The organism is Bacillus stratosphericus, assembly GCF_020524495.1.
Taxonomy (GTDB): domain Bacteria; phylum Bacillota; class Bacilli; order Bacillales; family Bacillaceae; genus Bacillus; species Bacillus stratosphericus_B.
In genome coordinates this window covers 1-1113 of record NZ_JAIVLB010000088.1, presented here as the reverse complement: position 1 = coordinate 1113, position 1113 = coordinate 1, and the positions used below count along the sequence as shown (strand labels likewise).

General features: G+C 37.9%; 2 protein-coding genes. Both read right to left on the bottom strand.

Going from position 1 to position 1113, the window contains the following annotated elements; all coding sequences use genetic code 11:
* A partial coding sequence (locus LC033_RS16525) for an IS3 family transposase (protein ID WP_376776478.1) occupies window positions 1–692 on the bottom strand: 692 nt, incomplete at its 3' end.
* 5 nt (window positions 693–697) lie between these two features.
* Window positions 698–1113: transposase (locus LC033_RS17510; protein WP_376776477.1), on the bottom strand; the 416-nt coding region annotated here is incomplete at its 5' end.

Genomic DNA, 1113 nt, shown 5'->3' with positions numbered 1-1113 from the left:
GAGAAAAATGATTCGATACAGGCATTATCTAGGCAGTTTCCCCTTCGGGAATGACTGCCCTTCAAACCAACGTTTTCTAGTCGCTTTTGATATGCTTTTGTTGTGTATTGGAATCCTTGATCTGAATGAAGTAGGGCTCCTTTGACATCCCGCAGGGATGTCAAGTTCTCTAATGTCTCCATGACCAATTCAAGATCATTTCGTTTTGACAGTTTCCATGCGACGATTTCATTGTTATATAGATCTTGTATAGCTGAAAGATAATAAAAGTGATGCTGGCAAGCGATATAGGTAATATCAGTCACATATAGCTGATTGTATTGATTGGCTTTAAATTTTCGGTTTAATCTGTTTGGATGGACAACTGAAGCTTGTCTTCCGAAATACCGCCGTTTTTTTCGAATGATTGATTGGATGTTCATCTCTTTCATCAACCTGTAGACACGCTTATGGTTGATGCGAAATCCTTCTTTCTTTAAAGCGATTGTCACCCGAGGATAGCCATAGAAGGGTCTTGAATGATGAATGGCCATGATGTGTTCTTTGAGGATTTGTTCTTTCAGTTGTCGCTCCATTCGAATCTTTTGATTCTTACGCCATTTATAGTACCCAGATCGTGATACTTTGGCGATGCAGACGAGCCATGTCAACGGATAAAAACTCTTTAATTCGTGAACAACTTCAAACCTCACATTCTTTAAAATCCATCCTCTCCGTGTAGATTTGGATAACGCTTTTTTAAGTATTCTACCTGTGCCTTTAAATAATCTCTTTCTTCTTCCACACTTTTAAACATGAACTTGGGACGTCCGTTAAAAGGATTTTCTGACTTTGTATGTTTTCCTCTTTGATCTTCAAAAGATTGCCCCTCACGAAATTTTCTGACCCAACTTTTTAACTGAGTGGAGCTTTTGATACCTAATTCTTCAGACAATGACTGATAACTTCTGTTTCCTTCTTCGTACATTTTGACAGCTTTCATCTTAAATTCTTTAGAATAGTGTTGAAATTGTTGTCCCTTTCTAGCCATAAAAAATCCCCTCCAAGTATAGTGTAACAGCCAAGATATGTTCTTGGGCTTTTTACACTGTCTACTTAGAGGGGATAATATCA